We start from the raw sequence: 16,718 nt of genomic DNA on the forward strand, positions 1-16,718 counted from the left end.
CCGCACGGCCCGCCCGCGCCGTGCCGCGGCCCGTCGGCCGCGTTCCGTCACTCCCCGGAGGTCACCCGGACGTAGTCGACGGTCAGTTGCTGGGGGAACTCGGTGGTCCCGTCGGGGTCGCCGGGCCAGTAGCCGCCGACCGCGAGGTTGAGTATCAGGAAGAACGGGTGGTCGAAGACCCATTCGTTGCTGCCGGCGTCCGCGGGGGTGCGGGTGTGGAACTCCTGGCCGTCCACGGACCACTTGATGGCCTCGGGCGACCAGTCGACCGCGAAGGTGTGGAAGTCGTCCGCGAACGCCTCACCGTTCGGCAGGGTGTAGCCGCCGCCGAGGCCGCCCTCGCCGGAGTAGCCGGGCCCGTGCACGGTGCCGTGGACGGTGCCGGGCTCCTTGCCGACGTTCTCCATCACGTCGATCTCACCGCAGGCGGGCCAGCCCTTGCTGCCGATGTCCTCGCCCAGCATCCAGAACGCGGGCCAGATCCCCTGGCCGCGCGGCAGCTTCATGCGGGCCTCGACATGGCCGTACTGCGTGGTGAACTTCTCCGCGGTGTTCAGCCGCGCCGAGGTGTACTCGCAGGTTCCGTACCAGCACTGGTAGTCGGCCGGGTTCTCCTTGCGGGCGGTGATGACGAGGTTGCCGTTGCCGTCGAGTTCCGCGTTGTCGGTGCCCGAGGTGTAGTACTGGCGCTCGTGGTTGTTGACGTTGTCGCCGGTCTCCAGCTGCCACTTGGAACCGTCGACGCCGCTTCCGGCCGGGCCGTCGAAGGTGTCCTCGAAGGTGACGGCCGCCGGGCGCGCGGCGGCCTTCCGGCCGTCGTCCGTCCGGTCGGGCGGGGTCGCCAGCGCGGTGGACGCGATGCCCGTGGCGGCGACACCGCAGGCCAGCGCGAGCAGCGCCCGGTTGCGGACCGTGCGGCGGCCTCGCGCGGGGGCGGGCGGGGTGGATCGGGGCATGTGGGGGACTCCTTCGTCCTGGGTGCGCCCGCCGCCCGGAGTGGGGGTGGGCGGCGCGGGGGCACCTGATCTGCGGACGTGCTCGCCGGCACACCGGACGACGCCACCCGGGAGTCGATGGTCTGTACCTGTGCGAGCACCGCTTGCATTAACTCGTGCGGGCAACGACCCGTCAAGAGTTCGGACAGTGAAGGCGGGAGGCCCGCGCGATTCGCGGTGTGCTCAAGTCCCGTACGCAGAAGGCGGCGGCCGCCTGTGGGGGAAGGCGGCCGCCGCGTATCCGTGGGGGGTGGCGATGTGGTGGTCGGCTACGGCCGGTTCAGCAGCCGTGGTCGACCAGGTCGAAGGACGCGTAGTGGTCCTGCGTGTAGTAGTCCTCCTGGTTCGCCTCTCCGGTCACGATGCGGCGCGCGCCGCGGTCGTCGGAGCCCGGGGTCTCGACGGTGTACTCGTGGTAGTAGCCGGAACTCTGGCTGGGCAGCAGGCCTTCGCGGTTCTGGAAGACACCGCCGTCCTGCGGGTACGGGAACGGGCCGCCGGCCTCGATCAGGTCGAGGGTGTCGTGCGCCTCCGGCGGCAGTGCGGAGTAGCAGATGTCGCCGACCGCGGCCACGGCCGCCGCCGAGTGCGCGACGGGCGCGGGCGCCGTCGTGGCGGAGGCCGCGACGGCCGGGCCGCCGAGGAGAAGAGCCGAGGCCAGGGCGCCGAGGGCGCCGATCCTTGCGATACGTGGGGGAATTCGCATGGCACAAGCATGACGCGCGTAGACCATGACATGTCAATGCCAAGTAACGGAAGTTCTCGTGGAGTTCACAAAGCCTCCGCGGACCGCCGGGAAGCCGCGGGCCGCAGAGTCCGCGGCCACCCGGCCGTGGGGCCGGGTGGCCGGCGGGCCGCAGCCGTGTGCCCCGCACCCGCGCGCCGCCCTCGCGGCCCAGCCGCCCGGGGCCATCCGCCCGGGGCCCCACTGCTGTGGGCCGGCCGGCCCGTCAGCCGGTCAGCTCCCGGTGCCGCGCCGCCAGTCGCTCCGCGCCCGCCGCCGTGAGCGTCCCGTGCAGCCGCAGCCGGGCGATGCCGCCGTCCGGGAAGATGTCGATCCTGGCGTGCGTCGCCGGGTGTCCGGCGGGCGGCGCGAACCGGTGCACGGTGTCCGGCTGGAGGCGGGTGCGCGGCAGGATCTCCCGCCAGCCCGGCGCCCCGTGGTCGGCGGGGTCGGTGCCGTCGCCCGCGTCCAGCACGTACAACGCCGCCCAGCCCGCCGCGTTGCCCTTCAGACAGCCGGTGTCGATCTCGACGGCGCGGATCACGGAGTGCTCCGCGAGCGCGTAGCGGACCCAGTCGTGCCCGCGGTCGCGGCGGCGGCTGGTCTCCCAGCCGTCGTTCATCTGCTGCGAGCGGCCGGGCCGGATGGTGTTCTCCGGGGAGGAGTAGAAGCGGTTGGAGGCGTCCTCGACCCGGCCTCCGTGCTCCAGTGCGGCCACGTCGAAGGTGCCCAGCGCCGCGAGCCACGCGGGATCGGGCACGGCCTCGCCGTGCACCCGGAGCCGGGCGATCCCGCCGTCGGGGTACTGGACGAGCCGCAGATGCGTGAAGTGCCGCCCGGAGTCCACGGCGAACGCGTTGGCGGCGTGGCCGCCGACCTCCGTACGGGGTACCAGCTCGGTCCACTTCACGTCGTCGGCGAGGAGTTCGTCCGCGGACGCCGCGGGGTCGGCGGCGGTGGCCTCGACGGCGACGGACTCGGGGTGGTTGCCGCGGAAGTGGGCGGTGTCGACGACGACGCCGTGGACGATCCCGGGCAGCCCGAGCCGCACCAGGGCCCAGTCGTGGTCGTCGTCGGCGGGGTGCGGTGCCGCCGCGTCACCGCCCCGCCGGCGACGGGTCTCCCAGCCGTCCATGACCTTGCCCTTGTGGCCGAAGTGCTCGGGGTCGAACCGGGCGGGCCCGGGGACCAGGAGGTTCTCCCGCTCGGCGAAGAACTCGTCACCGGCCGCGAGGACGGCCCCGCCCAGCCGCCGGTCGGCGAGATCGGTCCAGTGGGCGAACGGCGGGTCGGCGGCACGGTAGTCGGCGTACGGGTCACCTCCGCGGTACGGGTCGGCGTGGCCGGTGAAGCGCCGGATCTCCGCGCTCATGCGGTACCCCTCTCTGTGGTGGCGGCTGGTTGCGGGACGCCCGCCCCGGGGTCCGGCGCCGGACCCGTCGCGGGGCCGCCCGGCCGGTGCCCGGTCCGGACGGGCGCGGCCGGCTCCCGCGCCGGTTCCCGCGGTACGGCGCTCAGCAGCCGTCCGGTGGGCCGGGCGTCGCCCGGTGCGCCCGCCGGGCCGCCGTAAATCCGCCGCCCGCGCAGCCAGGTGGAGCGGACGACTCCGTACAGCGTGCGGCCGGCGTAGGCGGTGACCCGGTTGCGGTGGTGCAGCCGCGCCGGGTCCACGGTGAAGGTCTTCTCGGGCGCGAGGACGGTGAAGTCCGCGTCCCGGCCCGGCTCGACGGCGCCCTTGTGCGGCAGCCCGGCGAGCGCGGCGGGCGCGGCGGCCATCCAGCGGGCGAGGGCGGCGATCGGCACGCCGCGGCGCCGCGCCTCGGTCCACACCGCGGGCAGCCCGAGCTGGAGCGAGGAGATGCCGCCCCAGGCCGACGCGAAGTCGCCGCTGTCGAGACGTTTGAGGTCCGGGGTGCAGGGCGAGTGGTCGGAGACGACGCAGTCAATCGTGCCGTCGAGGAGTCCCCGCCAGAGCGCGTCCCGGTTCTCGGCCTCCCGGATCGGCGGGCAGCACTTGAACTCGGTGGCGCCGTCCGGGACCTCCTCGGCGGTGAGGGTGAGGAAGTGCGGGCAGGTCTCGACGGTGAGCGGCACCCCGTCCCGCTTGGCGGCGGCGAGCAGCGGCAGCGCGTCGGAGGACGACAGGTGCAGCACGTGCACCCGGCAGCCGGTGCGCCGGGCGAGCGCGATCAGCCGTTCGACCGCGGCGTTCTCGGCGGCACGGGGCCGCGAGGCGAGGAAGTCCGCGTAGCGCGGGCCGGTCCGCGAGGGGGCGCCGTCGATGTGCTCCGGGTCCTCGGCGTGCACGATCAGCAGCCCGCCGAGGCGGGCGGTCTCGGCCATCGCGCGCTCCAGTTCGGCGGGCGAGAGCGACGGGAATTCGTCCACGCCCGAGGGCAGCAGGAAGCACTTGAAGCCGAAGACACCCGCCTCGTGCAGCGGGCGCAGCTCCGCCAGGTTGCCGGGCACGGCACCGCCCCAGAAGCCGACGTCGATGTGCGTCCGGCCGCGCGCGGCCCGCCGTTTGACGTCGAGGTGCGCGGTGGTCGTGGTCGGCGGGATGCTGTTCAGCGGCATGTCGACCAGGGTGGTGACGCCCCCGGCCGCCGCGGCCAGGGTGGCGCTGGGGAAGCCCTCCCACTCGCTGCGGCCCGGGTCGTTGACGTGCACGTGCGTGTCCACCAGCCCCGGCAGCAGCACGTCGTCCCCGAAGTCCTCCAGCCGTGCCGTCCCGGGCACCTCGCAGTCGTACGGCAGGACGGCCGCGACGCGCTCGCCGCGGACGGCGACGGACGCGGGCCGGACACCCGAGGGGGTCACGACGCGGGCCGATCGCAGCAGCAGTTCCACCTCGGGCACCGGGTTCCTCCTCGCGATTCGGCCGCCAGCCATTTCAACGATTTGTTGAAAGGGAGTCTCCTCCCCGGCGGCGGGCCGGTCAAGATTCCCCGGTTCGGGTGACGGCGGCTGTTGCCATACTCGTATCGGCTGATGAACTGCCCTCCGGCCGAAGGAGACCGGGCCCGCTGCCCGGTAGGCTGCCTGCAATCCGCCCCCGAAAGGATGCGACGTGCCGCCGTCCAGCGACAGGACCACCGCGTCCGCCAAGCCCGCCGGCGGGTCCGGCGGCGTGCAGTCCCTCGAGCGAGCGTTCGACCTGCTCGAGCGGATGGCCGACGCCGGGGGCGAGGTGGGGCTGAGCGAACTCTCGGGCAGCAGCGGACTGCCGCTGCCGACCATCCACCGGCTGATGCGCACCCTGGTCGCCTGCGGTTACGTCCGCCAGCAGCCCAACCGCCGCTACGCCCTCGGCCCGCGCCTCATCCGGCTCGGCGAGAGCGCCTCCCGGCTGCTGGGCACCTGGGCCCGGCCGCATCTCGCGCGGCTGGTGGAGGAGACCGGCGAGACGTCGAACATGGCACTGCTCGACGGCGACGAGGTCGTCTACGTCGCCCAGGTTCCCTCGCGCCACTCCATGCGGATGTTCACCGAGGTCGGCCGCCGGGTGCTGCCGCACTCCACCGGCGTCGGCAAGGTGCTGCTGTCGCACTCCTCGGACGAGGAGGTGCGGGCGCTGCTGGCCCGCACCGGCATGCCCGCGGCCACGGAGAGGACCATCACCTCGCCGGACGCCTTCCTGCGGGTGCTGGAGGAGGTACGGGCGGCCGGTTACGCCGTGGACGACAACGAGCAGGAGATCGGCGTCCGGTGCCTGGCCGTCTCGGTGCCCGACTCCCCCACGCCCGCGGCCATCTCGGTGTCCGGACCGGCGGGCCGCGTCACGGAGGAGGCCACGGAGCGGATCGTGCCGCTCCTCCAGGAGGTCGCCGCGGACCTGTCGAAAGCCCTCGCGGGCAACGGACTCGGCGCGGGCTGAGCCCCTCCCCGGGCGGGAGCCGTCACCACGGCCCTTCGGCGCCGGGCGTGGCGGCGCCGAAGCACCCACCGCCGCACCGTGGTCGCGGCGCTTCGGCGCCGCGGCGCCGCGGCGCCGAAGCGCCCACTGCCCAACGGCCGTTCACCCGGTCACGACCCCATCGCGTCACGACCCCATCGCGTCACCGCGTCACGGCGTCACCACATCAGGGCATCACCGCATCAGGGCGCCGGACCGTCAGGGCGCCAGACCGTCAGGGCGCCAGACCGTCAGGGCGCCAGACCGTCAGGGCGTCAGTGGACCTTCCCGCGCGGCTCCGGCACGCCGCCGAAGAGGTCGATCACCTGGCGGACCTCCGCCAGTGCCGGCGCCAGCGCGCTGACCGAGCCCACGGCTCCCGCGATCACCAGCAGCGAGCGGCGCAGCCGCGGCACCTCGGGCACGCCGGAGTACGTCATCGCGTCCAGCGCGGCCAGCTCTTCCTCCGCCACCAGCCGGTCGGGTAAGTCCGCGGGGTGCACCGCGAGTTCTCTGCGCAGCCTGGAGACCGCCGTGCGCAGCCCCTCCAGGCGGGGATCGTCACCGCTGCCGCCGGCCACCGGCCGGCGGTACACCGCCACGCCGCCCTGGCCCGCCGCACCGGTCGGCCGCGTGCCGTGGCCCGTCCGATCACTTCGCACTGCGTCGTCCCCCTCGCTCGTCCGGCCCCCGCCACCCCCTCGGCGCGGTGGTGGGACCCGGCGGGGGCCGGATCAGTTAACGCCACTCTCCGCATCGGGCGCTACACAGAGGGCGAAATTCAGCCGTATGATTCGCCGGCGCGGCACGGCCGAAGAGGCGGGGCGGCGCGGGACGGCCGGGATGCGATATGCAGGCGGCATGAGCCAGTCCGGCGCGCCACCACAGGAACCACCGCGATCCCCGGAGCACCTCCGGCCGCAGCAGCCGTCCGGGCCGGCGCCCGGACCGCCGCGCGTCGCGGGCCTGCTGCTCGCGGCGGGCGGCGGGCGGCGGCTCGGCGGGCGCCCCAAGGCACTGCTGAGCCACCACGGGCGGCCGCTGGCCGAGCACGGCGCGCGGGTCCTGCGGGAGGGCGGCTGCGCGGCGGTGCACGTGGTGCTGGGCGCGGCCGCCGCGGAGGTGCGGGACCGCGCGGAGCTGCCGGGCTGTGTGCTCGTGGACAACCCGGACTGGGCGGAGGGCATGGGTTCCTCGCTGCGCGCGGGCCTGGCCTCGCTCGCCGGTACGGGGGCGGACGCGGCCGTCGTGGCGCTGGTGGACCAGCCGGGGGTCGGCGCGGAGGCCGTCGCCCGGCTGGTGGCCGCCTGCGACGGGCCGTCCCGGCTGGCGGCGGCGGCGTACGGCGGGCGGCGCGGCCACCCGGTGCTCCTCGGCTCGGCGCACTGGGCCGGGATCGCGGCGGAGGCGTCGGGGGACCGGGGGGCCCGCGGGTATCTCGCGGAGCGCGGTGCGGAGTTGCGGCTCGTGGAGTGTTCCGACGTGGCCTGCCCCGACGACGTGGACACACCAGGGGACCTGGGCCTGCTGCGGTGACCGTCCCGGGGCGGGCGGACTCCCGGGCCCGCACCCCCGGCCCCGGACCCCGCCCCGGTCCACCGCCCGCCCCATCACCTCGACCCACGGCCCCGGATTCCAGGCCCCGGGCCCCGGGCCCCTGCTCCCCGGACGTGCTGCCCTGCCCGTGGTTCCGTTCCGCGCCCTGCCTGCCCGGCCGGCGGGCGTCTGGCGGCGTGCCCCCGGCGGTCACGGTCCCCGGCGGTACGCCCCGTGCGGAGGCGCGCGGCCGACACGACCGCAACGGGCCCACCGGACCCGTTGAACTTCCACGATAAGAAAACTAACCTCCAATTCCGAGCAGTTCCAAGACTTCCGAAGGGTCCCCACCGCAGAGTCCCCCGAGTCCCGTTGCCGTCGGCAGCGGTCCGCGGGAAGCGGTGACACCGCCGACCAGCGCCCCGCCCTCCCGGACGGTGCCCCGCGCCACGGGTGCCGCCGCCCCAGCCGCCCCACCGGCCGCCGGCGCCCCGGAAAGGGGGCGCGTCCGCCACGAAGGAGTGACCGAGATGTCAGTGCCGTCCCCGCTGACCGTCGTCGACGCCGAGCCCCTGGAGCGCCAGGAGGAGGTCCTCACCGAGGAGGCCCTCGCCTTCCTCGCCGAACTGCACCACCGCTTCACGCCGCGCCGCGACGAACTCCTCGCCGCGCGCCGGGAGCGCCGCGCGGAGATCGCCCGGACCGCCGCGCTCGACTTCCTCCCGCAGACCGCGCACATCCGCGAGGGCGACTGGCAGGTCGCCCCGGCCCCCGCCGCGCTCGACGACCGCCGGGTGGAGATCACCGGGCCGACCGACCGCAGGATGACCGTCAACGCGCTCAACTCCGGCGCCAGGGTCTGGCTCGCGGACTTCGAGGACGCCTCCGCCCCCACCTGGGAGAACGTCGTCCGGGGACAGCTGAACCTCACCGACGCCTTCGAGCGGCGCATCGACTTCACCGACGACCGCGGCAAGTCGTACGCCCTGCGCCCGGCCGGCGAACTGGCCACGGTCGTCACCCGCCCCCGCGGCTGGCATCTGGACGAGCGCCATCTCCGCGACGCCGACGGCCGCGCCGTCCCCGGCGCCCTCGTGGACTTCGGCCTGTACTTCTTCCACAACGCCCGGCGTCTCGTCGGCCTCGGCAAGGGCCCGTACTTCTACCTCCCCAAGACCGAGTCCCACCTGGAGGCGCGGCTGTGGAACGAGGTCTTCACCTTCGCCCAGGAGTACACGGGGCTGCCGCACGGCACCGTCCGTGCCACTGTCCTCATCGAGACGATCACCGCCGCGTACGAGATGGAGGAGATCCTCTACGAGCTGCGCGACCACGCCTCCGGGCTCAACGCGGGCCGCTGGGACTACCTCTTCTCCATCGTCAAGAACTTCCGCGACGCCGGGTCGAAGTTCGTCCTGCCGGACCGCAACGCCGTCACCATGACCGCCCCCTTCATGCGCGCCTACACCGATCTCCTGGTGCGCACCTGCCACAAGCGGGGCGCGCACGCGATCGGCGGCATGGCGGCGTTCATCCCGTCCCGACGGGACCCGGAGGCCAACCGGGCCGCCTTCGAGAAGGTCAAGGCCGACAAGGACCGCGAGGCCGGTGACGGCTTCGACGGCTCCTGGGTCGCGCACCCCGACCTCGTGACCGTAGCCCGGGAGTCCTTCGACGCGGTCCTCGGCGACCGGCCGCACCAGAAGGACCGGCTCCGCGAGGACGTCCGGGTCACGGCCGCCGAGCTGATCGCCGTCGACTCGCTGGACGCCGTCCCGACGTACGAGGGCCTGCGCAACGCCGTCCAGGTCGGCATCCGCTACATCGAGGCGTGGCTGCGCGGCTCGGGCGCCGTCGCCATCTTCAACCTGATGGAGGACGCGGCGACCGCCGAGATCTCCCGCTCCCAGATCTGGCAGTGGATCAACGCGGGTGTGGAGTTCGAGAACGGCGAGAAGGCCACCCCGGAGCTGACCCGCCGGCTCGCCGCCGGTGAACTGGCCGCGCTCCGCGAGGAGCTGGGCGAGGAGACCTTCGCGGCCGGCCGCTGGCAGCAGGCCCACGACCTGCTGCTCCGGGTGGCTCTCGACGAGACCTACGAGGACTTCCTGACCCTGCCGGCGTACGAACTGCTGGACTGACCGGGGCAGGGTGCCCGGGCCGCGTCCCCCGTGGTCCGGGCACCCGGCGACCGCACCGGCCGGAGCGGTCCGGGCCCCGGATCGCTTTGCCCGGGGCCCGGCCTGTGAGACTGTTGAGACTCGGCTCCACTTCCTCCTCACCTTTCGAGGCCCCATGCGTGTGACCATCGCCGGCGTCTTTTTCTATCTCCAGGCAAGCGAGGTGGAGCAGAAGATGAGCGGGGTCAAGCCCGACCCCGTCACCGGCGAAGCCGTTGTCGTCGGCCGTCGCAGCTACCCCGTCAAGCAGGTCGGCACGCTCGTGACCGGCCAGGACCCGCGGGACTTCAGCGCGGGCGAGGTCGTCCGGGCGATGCGGAAGCTCGGCTTCACCTGCAAGCCCGCCCCCGAGGTCCAGTCCACCGCGGTGATCGACGCGGAACGCCTCCTCGGCGGCATCTCCACCCCGAACCCCCCGCAGCCGCCGGTGACGGCCTGACCCCGCCCTGACCCGGTCCCCGGACCGGGGCGCACGGCACGGCCCGCCTCGGACCGGCCGCCGGGCACGAGGCGAACCCGTGCCCGGCCAGGCGTGACGGCCTCGTGGCAGCACGGCCTCATGGCGTCACGACGTCATCCCGGGTCAGCCGATGTCGAAGCCGACATCCGTCACGTACCACTCGTCCTCGATCTTCGTGGACTGCAGCTGGACGTCCAGCTCCCCCGCGTCCAGACCGGTGGAATTGGACAGGATGATCTTGTCGAGCCGCTGCCCGTCGACGGTGATCTTGTCGGCGGGGAACACGGCCGTGCCACCGGAGGCGGGGACGTGCGCGACCTCCACCTTCGGGTTGTCCGTGGGCGGATCGGGCGTGAACGACTCACGGAACCGCCCGATGCCCTGCTCCATCTGCTTCGCCTTGGTCCCGTCGCCCTCACACATCGCCTCGGAGCCGACCTGCGCGGGCGCGCCGCCTTCGGCCGGTTCGCCCATCACCAGGCAGGCCTCCTCCGGCTCGCCCTTGACCACCGCGGCGACCCAGGTGGCGACCGCCTTCTCACCGGTGGACCGGTCGACGCCCGAGCCCTGCGACGCCGCGGCGTCCTCCTGCTTCCCCTCCCCCGCGCTGCCCGCACCGGCCTCGGCCGTGCTGCTCGCGGCCGGTTCCTTGTCCGAAGCGTCCGAAGCGGAGCCCGTATCGCCCGAGCATCCTGTGAGGACCACGGCCGCCGCCAGCGCGCTCCCGGCGATCCAGCCGACGTTCCTCGTTCTGTGACCTGCCAACACCGTTCGGACGTCCTTTCCATAGATCCGCGTACGGACATGCGTGCAGACCATGCGTGCAGACATGCGTACGCCCTGACGGCACCTCGGAGCGTCTCGCGCCGAGGTGCGGTTGTGATCACGGAGACGTAGCGGGCGGCGAAACGGTTCACGGGGGATTTCAGCGCCCGGACGCGGCGGGCAGATCCAGTTCCACGCGGACGGTCTTGCCGCCCGGCGGGCGGTCCTCCGCCACCGACCAGCGGTCGGCCAGCGACTCGACCAGCAGCAGGCCCCTGCCGCTCTCGGCACCGGGCTCCGGGGCGGTGACGGCTTCCGGAGGCGCGGGGCGCCGTTCGCCCCTGGCGTCCGAGACCTCGACCGCCAGCGTGCTCGCGCACAGCACCGCCCGCACCTCGAACTGCCTGCCGGGCACGTGCCCGTGCGTCACCGCGTTCGCGGCCAGCTCCGCGACGAGGAGCGCCACCGTGTCCGAGAGGTCCGAGCCACGCCGGACGCCCCAGACGTCGAGCTGGTGCAGCACATGGCGCCGGGCGAGCTGAGCGCCGAGCCGGGACGAAACGAACCGCCTCGCGAACATACGTACGGTGACGGGCGAGCGGGGGTGGAGTGGCACCTTCATGCCGCCCACCGTGGCGCCCCGACTGGTCCTTTCCCAGCTCAGCCGCCCGTACGCGGGGTCAGCGTACGAGTACGGACGGTGGACAGTGCGAGTAACCGTACGTGACCATGGGGGAGTTCGGCGGTACGGCGGGGAGCGGCGCGGTGGAGGTGTCCGGGGATGACGGTGGACGAGGCCGGTGGGCCGGAGAGTTCGTGCACGGGCGGCGAGCCCGAACCCACGGAGAGCCTCAAGGCGTTCGGGGCGGTCGTCAAGGCGTTCCGGAAACGGGCCCGGCTCACCCAGGAGGAACTGGCCCCGCGCGTGCGGTACTCCGTGCAGACGGTCGCCTCCATCGAGCAGGGCCGCCGGTTCCCGCCCGCGGACTTCGTGGCACGGGCCGAGGACGTACTCGACGCGTTCGGCGCGCTGCGGGGCGCGGCACGGCATCTGGCCCGGCGGCCGGGGCTGGCTTCCTGGTTCCGGCAGTGGGCGGTCATCGAGGAACAGGCCACGGCTCTGTGGTCGTACGAAAACCGACTCGTTCCTGGCCCGTTGCAGACAGAGGAATACGCGCGAGCTGTCATCCGTAGCGTTCCGCCTTCACTCGACGAGGAGCAGATCGAACGCCAGGTCTCGGGCCGCATGGCCCGCAAAGCACTGTTGAGCACACATCCGCTGGTTGAGTACAGCGGCATCATCGAGCAGTCCGTGCTGGAGCGCTGCACAGGTGGCACGGAGGTGACGAAGCGACAGATCGATCACCTGCTTGAGATCAGCGAACCCCACCACGTCGAGCTTCAGATCATGCCTCTGCGGCAGGAGGTGCACGCCGGAATCAACGGCCCCATGCACTTGGCGGAGACTCGGGATCACCGGTGGCTCGGCTACTTCGAGGGGCAGCGCGGCAGCCTGCTGGTCTCCGACGCCGCAGAGGTCAGCATCATGCTCCAGCGGTATGCCAAGATGCGCTCACAGGCTCTGACCCCAGATGACTCCGCGGGCCTGTTGAAGCGAATCCGAGGAGCGCTATGAGGACCACGGGATCAAGCTGGTTCAAGAGCAGCTACAGCGGATCGGACGGTGACCACTGTCTTGAAGTCGCCGTCACCTGGTACAAGTCCAGCCACAGTGGCACCGAAGGCGACAACTGCGTAGAGGTCGCCGCCTGCCCCGAGGCCGTTCACGTCCGGGACTCCAAGGTCGCCTCCGGACCTCAGCTCGCCCTCTCCCCCGCCGCCTGGGCCGCCTTCGTCTCGTACGCGGCCCGGAGCTGATCCACGGCCGCGGACGTCAGGCGTCGCCGCCCAGCGCGGCGAGCAGTTCGCGCTCGCGCGGGGCGCTGAGTCCGGCGCGGCGCGGGCGGGCCAGGCCCTGTTCGCGTTCCCAGCGCAGGGTGTCGGCCAGCAGGTCCGTACGGGACCGGTGGACCAGCCCGGCAGCCCGGGCGGCCGTACCCGTACGGGCCATCCAGCCCTCCGAGCCCTCTTCGACCAGCCACATCGGCAGCGACTCCTCCCCCATGAACTGGGCGACGCCCTGGTCCACGAGCCGGTCCGATGCGGCGTGGACGACCGGCCCGGTGTGGCCGCCGACGGCGCGGGACAGCTCGACCCAGTCCCGGAAGGCGAGCACAGGGCCGACCGCGTCGAAGGTGCCGGTCGTCCCGGCCGCGGCGGCGTCGAGCAGCCAGGCGACGAGGTCGCGTACGTCGACAACCTGGGTCGGCAGGCCGGGGGTGTCCGGGACGAGCAGCGGTTCCCCGGGGGCGCGGGCGGCGCGGGCGACCCAGTAGCCGGAGCGGCAGCTGTGGTCGCCCGGGCCGCCGATGAGGCCGGCGCGCGCTATGAGCAGGCGGTCCCCGACGGCGGCGCCGGAGGCCTGTTCGCAGGCGACCTTGGCCTCGCCGTACTGTTCCCGGTCCACCTCGTCGTGGTCGGTGGGGGCCAGCAGTTCCGCGGTCTCGTCGGCGTCGGGCTCGGCGTGGGAGGCGTACGCGTTGCCGGAGGAGACGTAGGTCCAGTGCCGGGCGTGCTCCCCGAGGGCGGCCAGGGCTCGCCGTACGAAACCGGGCTGCCAGGACACCTCGAAGACGGCGTCCCAGGTGCGGCCGAGGAGTGGTTCGTACGCCGCCGGGTCCCGCCGGTCGGCGGGTACGAGTTCCGCGCCGTCGGCGACACCGCCGCTCTCCCCGCGGGCGAGGCATGTCACCGCATGCCCGCGCCCGAGGGCCTGCCGTGACAGCTCGCGGCCGAGCCAGGCCGTTCCGCCCAGTACCAGAATCTCCATGCCCCGCAGCCAAGCACGGCATGGCGGGGCGGGTCCTCCGTATTTGCCGACAGCAGATCAGGACAGGGAGCAGATTGCCAAAGATTTTCTGCAAAAACTCTTTGGCAAAGCCAGGGATCCGCTCTACGCTCTGCCGCATGGCCCGTGAACAGCGCATGCGCGTACTCGACCCGGAGCAGGACTCGGCGGCCCTGAAGGCCCTCACGCACCCGTTGCGCATCCAGCTGCTGGGGATGCTGCGGCAGGACGGTGCCGCCACCGCGACCGAACTGGCCGAGCGGGCCGGTGAGTCGTCCGCGTCGACCAGCTACCACCTGCGGGTCCTGGCGAAGTACGGCTTCGTCACCGAGGCCGAGCACCGCGACGGCCGGGAACGCCGCTGGCAGGCCGCGCACGACGTGACGGCCTGGAGCAACGAGGCGATGGAGGCATCACCCGCGAGCCGCGCCTTCGTGACCGCCGCGCGGCAGGCGCAGGCGGAGCACCTGGAGCGCTCGCTGACCCGGCACGCCGAGGACATGGCGGCCGGGAGGCTGGGGCCCGAGTGGCTGGAGCCGTCGGGGGTCAGCGACCAGGTGGTGCGGCTGACGCCGGAGTCGCTGACGGAGCTGTGGGACGTACTCCGGCGGACCACGGAGGAGCTGGCCGCGCGGGACGAGGACGACGTGCGGGCGGAGCAGGTCGTACTGCTCCATGCGGCCCTGCCGCTGGCCGGAGCCGGGCGGGAAGGGGCGACGGGGGCGGACGGATCGGGCGGTACGGACAAGTCAGCCCGTGCGGCGGTGGGTTCGGGGGGCGCGAGGGGCCGGAGCGAGGCAGGACGTTCGCGGGGCGCGGGGGGCCGGGGCGACGCGGGACGTTCGCGGGGCGCCGGCGGGGAGGAGGCATGACCGGGACTCTCGGCCCCGGGGCCGCGCGGCGCCGCTTCGCCACCGCGACGTTCCTGTTCTGGCTGCCCGCCGGGCTGTGGCTGCCGTCCCAGGTGCTGCTGCTCGGTGAACGCGGCTTCTCCCTCGCGGCGGTCGCGGGGCTGTTCGCGGTGCACTCCCTGACCGTCGCCGTGCTGGAACTGCCCACCGGCGGGCTCTCCGACGTCATCGGCCGCCGCACCGTGCTGGCCGCCGCCGGAATGCTCAACCTGGCGGCGCTCCTGCTGATGGCCCTGGGCACCACGGCCTGGGTGCTGACGCTCGCCATGGTGTTCCTGGGCACCGGCCGGGCGCTGTCCACCGGGCCCGCCGAGGCCTGGTACGTCGACACCGTGCAGGCCCACTCGGGCCCGGGCGCCGAGCTGCGCACGGGGCTGGCCCGGGGCAACACGGCCTCCGCCGCCGCGCTGGCGGGCGGCACGCTGATCGGCGGCGGGCTGCCGTGGCTGCTCGGGGCGGGCCCGGACCTCGGTGCGCGGCTGAGCCGGGCCACGTCCGGGCTCGTGCTGCCGCTGTCGGTACCGGCGCTGCTCGGCGCGTTCATCGGGCTGGTCTTCATCGCGTACGTCCTGAGCGCGCTCCCCGAGCCGCCCCGGCCCCCGGCGACCCTGCGCGCGGTGCTGCGCGGTGTCCCGGCGACCGTGCTGGGCGGACTGCGGCTCGGGGCCCGGGACGCGCTGATCCGGCGGGTGCTGCTGAGCGCGGGCGCGGCGGGGGCGGGCCTGGTGACGATCGAACTCCTCGCGCCGCCGCGCGCCGCCGGACTGACGGGTGCCGCCGAATCCGGTGCCGTGCTGTTCGCGGCGCTCGCCTGCACCGGGTTCGTGTGCACGGCGCTCGGCAGCCACTGCGCGCCGCTGGCGGCCCGGGTCACGGGCAGCGGTGAACGGGCGGTGCTGGCGAGCCTCGGGGTGAGCGCGACGGGCCTGCTGCTGCTCTGCGTGACCGTACTGGGCGACGGCCCGGCCGTACTGGCCCTCGCGGCGGCCGGCTACGCGCTGGTCTACCTCGGCCTCGGCTCGGCGGGCCCGAACGAGAACGATCTGCTGCACCACCGGGTCGAACGCGGCAACCGCGCCACCGCGCTGTCCGTACAGTCGCTCGCGCTCCAGTCGGTCGGCGCGGCGGCGGGCCTGGCGGCGGGCGCGCTGCCACCGGGCGCCCTGCCGTGGCTGCCGGGCGGCTGCGCCCTGCTGGCGGGCGCCCTGCTGTGGCTGCGCCGGGTGCCACCGGGGCGGCCGGGGAGCGCGGCGCCCCTGAACGCGGCGGCTGCGCGGACGTGACCCGCGTCCGCACCGCGGTGAGATCTTCGTGCAGGGGTGAGCCGGGGGTCCGGAAGGCCGCTCAGCCGGCCAGGCCCAAGGTCACGGTGCGGGAGCCGGGTGCGAAGTCACCGAAGGACTGCTGCCAGGACTCACCGGGCCAGTAGTACGTCACGCGGCCCTCGGCGGGCCGGTAGTGGGCTGTGTAGAGCGTTCTCGACCCCTGCTCGTCGACGGGTCGGTACAGCGGCGGCTTCAGCATCGCCGCCACGTCCGCACCCGCGGCGCGAATGGCGCGCAGCCGCTCCTGAGTCCGCAGGGCCCGCTCCTGCTCGTCGGTCACCGGCAGGTGCTGGTGGTTGGCGGCGCAGGCATCCGGGGCCACCGTCGGCGGCATGTCCGGTCCCACGAACACCGTCACCGCCTTCACGGCGTCGACGAGGGTGAGGTTCTGCGGGACGGCGACCGGCAGGGACCGCAGCCTGGCGACCGCCTCGTCGACGGTGTCGCACGTCTCCAGCAGGTAGCGCACCACGACGAGAATGGCGAAGCCGCGTCCGTGGGCGGAACGTCCGCCCCAGGTGAGCGAGACCGCGAGACCGGCGTCGTTCATCCCGTCCAGCAAGCCCCACAGCATGTCCTGCATCCCGATCACGGGGCGCAGGAGGCAGGAGGAGACGATGACCCCCTCGCACTGGTCGGGCCGTAGGTCATAGTTGCGCAGCAGGGTGCCGTTCTGGCCGATCTGGGTGCAGGCCGGGGAGAACGGCCGCAGTGCCGCGTGGGTGAGGAAGACCTCGGCCCCGGGCCGGTCGAGTTGGACGGCCAAGTGCTCCAGAACCGGCGCCATTTCCGGCATGTGCGCACGGAACAGCGCCCGGAAACGATCCGCGCCCTCCGGAGTGCGGCCCTCCTCGGTCAGCAGGGCCTCCATCTCCTGCCACAGAGGCCGGGCGTAGGCGGCCCACCGCCCGTCGCCGCCGTCACCGACCTCGATCGCCTGGAAGGTCTTGTGCTGTTGCCGCACGGCTGCCACTCACCTTGTGGGGATCGGACGAAGAGAGGGCAACCTAACCAATTGG

At 73.7% G+C, this 16,718-nt stretch carries 17 protein-coding genes; 8 read left to right on the plus strand and 9 right to left on the minus strand.

Annotation, left to right across the window (positions count from 1 at the left end; genetic code table 11):
* Nucleotides 1–47: 47 nt before the first annotated feature.
* The 4 genes from GCU69_RS12190 to allB form a co-directional block, all read right to left on the minus strand.
* Complete coding sequence (locus tag GCU69_RS12190; protein WP_156206020.1) at nt 48–956, minus strand: glycoside hydrolase family 16 protein; 909 nt, start codon at nt 954–956, stop codon at nt 48–50.
* A 319-nt stretch (nt 957–1,275) separates the two neighbouring features.
* Entirely contained in the window at nt 1,276–1,701 is a 426-nt protein-coding gene (locus tag GCU69_RS12195; protein ID WP_156206021.1) for a ribonuclease domain-containing protein, read from the minus strand.
* A 244-nt stretch (nt 1,702–1,945) separates the two neighbouring features.
* The gene (gene alc / locus GCU69_RS12200; protein WP_156206022.1) at nt 1,946–3,091 is read right to left on the minus strand and encodes an allantoicase; all 1,146 of its coding nucleotides are present in this window, start codon (nt 3,089–3,091) and stop codon (nt 1,946–1,948) included.
* Nucleotides 3,088–4,578, minus strand: a complete 1,491-nt coding sequence (allB, locus tag GCU69_RS12205) for an allantoinase AllB (RefSeq protein WP_235978431.1) — start codon at nt 4,576–4,578, stop codon at nt 3,088–3,090. The genes alc and allB overlap by 4 nt, the downstream gene beginning before the upstream one ends.
* A gap of 211 nt (nt 4,579–4,789) precedes the next feature.
* On the opposite strand from allB, the gene GCU69_RS12210 reads away from it, so the two are divergent.
* Nucleotides 4,790–5,596 carry an IclR family transcriptional regulator gene (locus GCU69_RS12210; protein WP_098754311.1) on the plus strand — a complete coding sequence of 269 codons (807 nt, stop codon included), beginning with the start codon at nt 4,790–4,792 and terminating at the stop codon, nt 5,594–5,596.
* Between the two features lie 293 nt (nt 5,597–5,889).
* On the opposite strand, the gene GCU69_RS12215 is transcribed toward GCU69_RS12210, so the two are convergent.
* A complete protein-coding gene (locus GCU69_RS12215; protein ID WP_235978433.1) occupies nt 5,890–6,195 on the minus strand; it encodes a DUF5955 family protein in 306 nt (101 codons plus the stop codon).
* 280 nt (nt 6,196–6,475) lie between these two features.
* Between GCU69_RS12215 and GCU69_RS12220 the strand changes: the two genes are divergently transcribed.
* The 3 genes from GCU69_RS12220 to GCU69_RS12230 all read left to right on the plus strand — a co-directional run bounded on the left by GCU69_RS12220 (nt 6,476) and on the right by GCU69_RS12230 (nt 9,769).
* Nucleotides 6,476–7,150, plus strand: coding sequence for a nucleotidyltransferase family protein (locus GCU69_RS12220; protein WP_098754309.1), 675 nt, complete (start codon nt 6,476–6,478; stop codon nt 7,148–7,150).
* A gap of 530 nt (nt 7,151–7,680) precedes the next feature.
* Nucleotides 7,681–9,291 (plus strand): malate synthase A, encoded by a 1,611-nt coding sequence (gene aceB / locus GCU69_RS12225; RefSeq protein ID WP_156206023.1) that lies wholly within the window; start codon nt 7,681–7,683, stop codon nt 9,289–9,291.
* A 154-nt stretch (nt 9,292–9,445) separates the two neighbouring features.
* The gene (locus GCU69_RS12230) at nt 9,446–9,769 is read left to right on the plus strand and encodes an SCO5918 family protein (RefSeq protein ID WP_098754305.1); all 324 of its coding nucleotides are present in this window, start codon (nt 9,446–9,448) and stop codon (nt 9,767–9,769) included.
* Between the two features lie 144 nt (nt 9,770–9,913).
* Here the strand turns inward: GCU69_RS12230 and GCU69_RS12235 are convergent, their stop codons facing one another.
* Together GCU69_RS12235 and GCU69_RS12240 are read right to left on the minus strand one after the other, a co-directional pair.
* Complete coding sequence (locus tag GCU69_RS12235) at nt 9,914–10,555, minus strand: hypothetical protein (protein ID WP_156206024.1); 642 nt, start codon at nt 10,553–10,555, stop codon at nt 9,914–9,916.
* A 160-nt stretch (nt 10,556–10,715) separates the two neighbouring features.
* Nucleotides 10,716–11,177, minus strand: a complete 462-nt coding sequence (locus GCU69_RS12240; RefSeq protein WP_235978435.1) for an ATP-binding protein — start codon at nt 11,175–11,177, stop codon at nt 10,716–10,718.
* Nucleotides 11,178–11,336: 159 nt separating this feature from the next.
* Between GCU69_RS12240 and GCU69_RS12245 the strand changes: the two genes are divergently transcribed.
* On the plus strand, nt 11,337–12,191 hold the full coding sequence (locus GCU69_RS12245; RefSeq protein ID WP_156206025.1) for a helix-turn-helix domain-containing protein: 855 nt from the start codon (nt 11,337–11,339) through the stop codon (nt 12,189–12,191).
* Nucleotides 12,188–12,433, plus strand: a complete 246-nt coding sequence (locus GCU69_RS12250) for a DUF397 domain-containing protein (RefSeq protein WP_156206026.1) — start codon at nt 12,188–12,190, stop codon at nt 12,431–12,433. Before GCU69_RS12245 ends, GCU69_RS12250 begins: the two co-directional genes overlap by 4 nt.
* A 16-nt stretch (nt 12,434–12,449) precedes the next feature.
* On the opposite strand, the gene GCU69_RS12255 is transcribed toward GCU69_RS12250, so the two are convergent.
* Nucleotides 12,450–13,445, minus strand: coding sequence for an NAD-dependent epimerase/dehydratase family protein (locus tag GCU69_RS12255; protein WP_156206027.1), 996 nt, complete (start codon nt 13,443–13,445; stop codon nt 12,450–12,452).
* Between the two features lie 137 nt (nt 13,446–13,582).
* Between GCU69_RS12255 and GCU69_RS12260 the strand changes: the two genes are divergently transcribed.
* Both GCU69_RS12260 and GCU69_RS12265 read left to right on the plus strand, forming a co-directional pair.
* Complete coding sequence (locus GCU69_RS12260; protein WP_156206028.1) at nt 13,583–14,335, plus strand: ArsR/SmtB family transcription factor; 753 nt, start codon at nt 13,583–13,585, stop codon at nt 14,333–14,335.
* Complete coding sequence (locus GCU69_RS12265; protein WP_156206029.1) at nt 14,332–15,657, plus strand: MFS transporter; 1,326 nt, start codon at nt 14,332–14,334, stop codon at nt 15,655–15,657. Before GCU69_RS12260 ends, GCU69_RS12265 begins: the two co-directional genes overlap by 4 nt.
* A 61-nt stretch (nt 15,658–15,718) precedes the next feature.
* Here GCU69_RS12265 and GCU69_RS12270 read toward each other — a convergent pair whose 3' ends face one another.
* Nucleotides 15,719–16,663 (minus strand): C45 family autoproteolytic acyltransferase/hydolase, encoded by a 945-nt coding sequence (locus GCU69_RS12270; RefSeq protein ID WP_156206030.1) that lies wholly within the window; start codon nt 16,661–16,663, stop codon nt 15,719–15,721.
* Nucleotides 16,664–16,718 lie beyond the last annotated feature (55 nt).

This window comes from Streptomyces lycii, from assembly GCF_009735685.1.
GTDB lineage: Bacteria > Actinomycetota > Actinomycetes > Streptomycetales > Streptomycetaceae > Streptomyces > Streptomyces lycii.

Excerpts from the sequence above, each read along its gene's own strand:
- GCU69_RS12250 (WP_156206026.1), top strand. The coding sequence starts at position 12,188 with ATGAGGACCACGGGATCAAGCTGGTTCAAGAGCAGCTACAGCGGATCG.
- GCU69_RS12245 (WP_156206025.1), top strand. The coding sequence starts at position 11,337 with ATGACGGTGGACGAGGCCGGTGGGCCGGAGAGTTCGTGCACGGGCGGC.
- alc (WP_156206022.1), bottom strand. The coding sequence starts at position 3,091 with ATGAGCGCGGAGATCCGGCGCTTCACCGGCCACGCCGACCCGTACCGC.
- aceB (WP_156206023.1), top strand. The coding sequence starts at position 7,681 with ATGTCAGTGCCGTCCCCGCTGACCGTCGTCGACGCCGAGCCCCTGGAG.
- GCU69_RS12230 (WP_098754305.1), top strand. The coding sequence starts at position 9,446 with ATGCGTGTGACCATCGCCGGCGTCTTTTTCTATCTCCAGGCAAGCGAG.
- GCU69_RS12220 (WP_098754309.1), top strand. The coding sequence starts at position 6,476 with ATGAGCCAGTCCGGCGCGCCACCACAGGAACCACCGCGATCCCCGGAG.
- GCU69_RS12240 (WP_235978435.1), bottom strand. The coding sequence starts at position 11,177 with ATGAAGGTGCCACTCCACCCCCGCTCGCCCGTCACCGTACGTATGTTC.
- GCU69_RS12260 (WP_156206028.1), top strand. The coding sequence starts at position 13,583 with ATGGCCCGTGAACAGCGCATGCGCGTACTCGACCCGGAGCAGGACTCG.
- GCU69_RS12195 (WP_156206021.1), bottom strand. The coding sequence starts at position 1,701 with ATGCGAATTCCCCCACGTATCGCAAGGATCGGCGCCCTCGGCGCCCTG.
- GCU69_RS12265 (WP_156206029.1), top strand. The coding sequence starts at position 14,332 with ATGACCGGGACTCTCGGCCCCGGGGCCGCGCGGCGCCGCTTCGCCACC.
- GCU69_RS12190 (WP_156206020.1), bottom strand. The coding sequence starts at position 956 with ATGCCCCGATCCACCCCGCCCGCCCCCGCGCGAGGCCGCCGCACGGTC.
- GCU69_RS12255 (WP_156206027.1), bottom strand. The coding sequence starts at position 13,445 with ATGGAGATTCTGGTACTGGGCGGAACGGCCTGGCTCGGCCGCGAGCTG.